At 66.0% G+C, this 4,232-nt stretch carries 2 protein-coding genes; both read right to left on the reverse strand.

From position 1 onward, the window contains the following. Nucleotides 1–2,687: type I polyketide synthase (locus ABZS43_RS36440; RefSeq protein ID WP_355040570.1), on the reverse strand; the 2,687-nt coding region annotated here is incomplete at its 3' end. A gap of 90 nt (nucleotides 2,688–2,777) precedes the next feature. Next, nucleotides 2,778–3,995: a cytochrome P450 gene (locus ABZS43_RS36445; protein ID WP_355040571.1), complete on the reverse strand. Its 1,218-nt coding sequence runs from the start codon at nucleotides 3,993–3,995 to the stop codon at nucleotides 2,778–2,780. Nucleotides 3,996–4,232 lie beyond the last annotated feature (237 nt).

Here is a 4,232-nt window from a genome sequence, read left to right on the forward strand (position 1 = left end):
CTGCTCGGGTACCCGAGCAGCGCCGCGGTGTGCTGACGCACCAGATCGAGCAGCGCGACATACCGCTGATCATCGCTCTGCCCGGCGAATCGGGTCAGGAGCTCGGGGTGCACGTGCACCGCAGACTCCGGCACGGAATCGAACCAGAACCGCTGACGTTGAAACGCGTACGGCGGCAGCGACACCCGCCGACCGCCACACTCCCAGGTGAGCGCAGGCCAATCCACCGCACCGCCTGCGGCGAACAGTTCAGCCAATCCCGCGACCAGTCCGACCGGCTCGGCGGACTCACGGTGCGTAGTGGTCATCACGCGGGCCTGTTCCGGCTCCAGGTTCTGCGCGATCATCGGCGCCAGCGCGGCATCCGGCCCTACCTCGAGATAGCGCGTCACCCCGGCGGCCGCCAAGGCCGCTACCGCATCGCCGAACCGCGTCGGGCGGCGCACATGCCGCACCCAGTAGTCCACCTCCGCGTATCCCTCGCCGGCCGCCTGCCCGGTCACCGTCGACACGACCGGGATGCGGGGTTGTGACACCGTGATATCCGCGATCTCGGCCGCGAACCCCGTCAGCATCGGCTCCATCAACGCCGAATGGAACGCGTGCGACACCCGCAATCGCGTCGTCTTGCGGCCGCGTCCGCTGAACACCGCGACGATCGACTCGACCGCGCCCACAGCCCCGGAGACCACCACCGAAGCCGGTCCGTTCACCGCCGCCAGACTCAGTTCGGGCGAGAGGAATTCATCGACCTCGCCCGGATCGGCCTGGATCGCGGCCATCGCGCCGCCCGGAGGCAATGCCTGCATCGAGCGGCCTCGGGCCGTGACCAGTCGCGCCGCGTCCCGCAGCGACAACACACCTGCCGCGTGGGCCGCGGCGATCTCGCCCACGGAGTGTCCGGCCACCGCGTCCGCCGTCACGCCCCACGACACCAGCAGGCGATACAGCGCCGACTCGATGGCGAACAGGGCGGGTTGGGCATACCCGGTCGAATCCAGCAGGGCGGCGTCGTCCCCCCACATCACCTCGCGCAGTGGCCGATCCAGCCACCGGTCGAGTTCGCCGACCACGTCGTCCAGCGCCGCGGCGAAGGCCGGGAACGCCGCGGCGAGTTCCCGACCCATCCCGAGTCGCTGCGCCCCCTGTCCGGAGAAAACCAACGCCGTACCGCCCGGGATCACCTGTCCGGTAACCACACCCGACCTCGGCTGTCCGCTCGAGACAGCCGAAAGGCCTGCGATCAGGTCCGGCTCCTCGGCGGCGAAGACAACGGCGCGATGATCGAACACACTTCGACCCGTCAAGGACACCGCGACATCCGCACCCGATACCCGGGCTTCCGACATGAAGGCGCCGAGCCGCCCAGCCTGGGAAGCCAACGCCGCGGCGGACTTTCCCGAGAACACCAGCGGCACCACGGCGGCGCGCGAGATCTGCCGCGCTACGGCCTCTTCGGCAGGCGAGGGCGCCTCAGCGAGAATTATGTGTGCGTTCGTGCCGCCCATGCCGAAAGCACTGATCCCCGCGAGCCGCCCGGCCGGCTGCCCTTGCCACGATCGCAGCGTGTCGGCGACCCGCAGCCGATCCATCGGTAGTCCCGGATCGGCCTCGGAAAAGTTCAAGCTCGCCGGAATCATCCGGTTACGCAGCGCCAGAGCCACTTTGACCAGGCCTACGATGCCGGCCGCCGCCTCGAGATGGCCTATATTCGTTTTCACCGAGCCGACGAGCAGCGGTGCACCGGACATCCGTTCCGCCCCGTACACCGCCGCCAGAGCGGCCGCCTCGACGCGGTCGCCGACCACCGTTCCGGTGCCGTGCAGTTCGACGTACTGAACATCGCCGAGTTCGACTCCGGCCGCGCGGCACGCCTGCCGGATCACCGCCTCCCGCTGGGCGGCGCTCGGCACCGCGACCGCTTCGGTAGTTCCGTCGTTGTTCACCGCTGAGCCCCGGGCGACCGCGAAGATCTCGTCCCCATCGGCGAGAGCGTGTTCCAGCAGCTTGAGGGCCACCAGCGCGCCGCCCTCGCCACGCACCGTGCCGTTGGCACGACTATCGAAGGCGTAAACCTTGCCGTCCGGCGACACCGCGCCGAACTCAGACATCACGGTGGCCCCGAAGGCGTCGAGGTTGAGTTGCACACCACCCGCCACGGCCACGCTCGATTCGCCGCGACGCAGGCTCTCGCACGCCAGGTGCACCGCGACCAGCGACGAGGACTGTCCGGTATCGATCGACAGACTCGGGCCGTGCCAGTCCATGAAATGCGAGAGGCGGTTGGCGATGAGGCTTCTGCCCAGCCCGGTCTTCGTGAACCGGTTGGGCGTGCCTGCGCCGTTACGGGTGAGCCCCGCGTAATCGTCGGCCATCACTCCGATGAAGACGCCGACTCCGGTTCCGCGAAGCACGTCGGCCGAGAGCCGACCGCTCTCGCAGACTTCCCAGCCCAGTTCCAGCGCGAGTCGCTGCTGCGGATCCATTCGCCCGGCTTCGGCCGGGGAGATGTCGAAGAACTCGGCATCGAAGGCAGCGGTGTCGTCCAGCGCCCCCGCGTGGTCCCGGCCCTCACGCAGCAGATCCCAGAACATTCGGGGATCGTCCGCGCCGGGGACCCGGCATGCGATTCCGACGATCGCGATGTCACGGCTCGCCTCCGCGCCGTGGCCATTGGACTGCTTCATCTTCCGAACTCCTTCCCGCCTCGGCGGGCGCACAGCAAACTGGCCTGTCCCTCGGGAGGACACAGGCGAAGAACCTCTGGCGATGTCCGCTCAGACTGAGATCGGAAGAAACTCCGGTCCGCGCAGATTGATTCGGCCGTTCCATCGAACGCCACCGTCGGCCGCAAGATCCGGGAATCGGTGCACCAGACCACCGATCGCCGCTTTCGCTTCCATTCGTGCGAGTGCCGACCCCAGGCAGAAACGCGAGCCCGCCCCGAAGGAAAGGTGCGCGCGAGCATTTTCGCGATCCACTATCACGGTATCCGCCGTGGCGCCCCAGAATGTCTCGTCCCGATTCGCCGAACCGATACTCAGTAGAACGAAAGAGCCCGGTTCGAGTTTCACATTGCCGACGCGATACGAATCAAGCGTGATTCTCCGCAGAAACTGTGTCGGAGTGTCGAACCGCATCAATTCATCGACCGCGTTGTCGATCAGAGCGGGATCCTGCCGCAGCAGTTTCAATTGGTCCGGATGCCGCAGTAGCGCATGGACGCCATTCGCGATCATATTGACCGTGTTGTGGTACCCGGCCAAATAGATGAGTTCGACCTGTGCCACCAGCTCGGCGTCACTGAGCACATCACCTTCGTCTTCGGCGACGATCAGTTCCGACATCAGGTCGTCCGCGGGATGCTCCCGCTTCCACGCGACGACCTCTCCGATGATCTCGGCCAGTTCGGTATCGGCGGCGACGATTTCACGCATGGCCTCCGGTGCCACACCCGGCTCGAACGAGCGGGCCAGGACGCCGGAAAGCTCCCGAACCCGATAGTGGTCCGTCTCGGGCATGCCGAGCAGCTCGGAGATCACCTCGAAGGGCAGTGGGAAGGCCAGGTCGGCCACGACATCCCCGCGGCCTGCCCGACCGATCTCGTCGAGTTTCCCGTCGACCAGGGATCGGATCTTGGCCTCCAGGCCGGCGACGGCCCTGGGAGTGAACGCCTTGGTCACCAACCTGCGCAGCCTGGTGTGATCGGGCGCGTCGCGATCGAGCATCGACAGCCCGCCGAGACGGGGCGTCATGACTTCGCCGTAGAGCTGCTCGGTCATCTCCCGATAACGCCCCGGACCGAGGTTGTTCAAATCCACGGAAGCATTGGAGCGCAACAACGCTTGCACATCCGAATAGCGTGAGAGAAACCAGAATCCGAGCGCGTGTTCGTAGGCTGGAACCGCCGTCCGCAGCGCGGCATATTGCGGATACGGATCATCCGTGAACCCCGGTGCGAAAGGATTGAAAGAAACTTCGTAAATATCGGTCACGGTGATACTCCTAGCGAAGAACCGTGTTGTTCTCGGTCGTCACACTACCGTTGGAAACGCGTTGTGCACCAGCCCAATTGCTTCGCTCGAGATACCCGCCATCGTGCGTAATTCCGGCATAAACAACCTGTGGCGGGGGGGGGGCGGGGGGGGGGGCCCCCGAAAATAGAAAAGGGGTATGTAAAAATAAGGATAGGAGGGAGTACGGAAATGCCCCACGAACGACCGCAAAAAAGA

The sequence above is a fragment of the Nocardia sp. NPDC005366 genome (assembly GCF_040606855.1).
Classification (GTDB): domain Bacteria; phylum Actinomycetota; class Actinomycetes; order Mycobacteriales; family Mycobacteriaceae; genus Nocardia.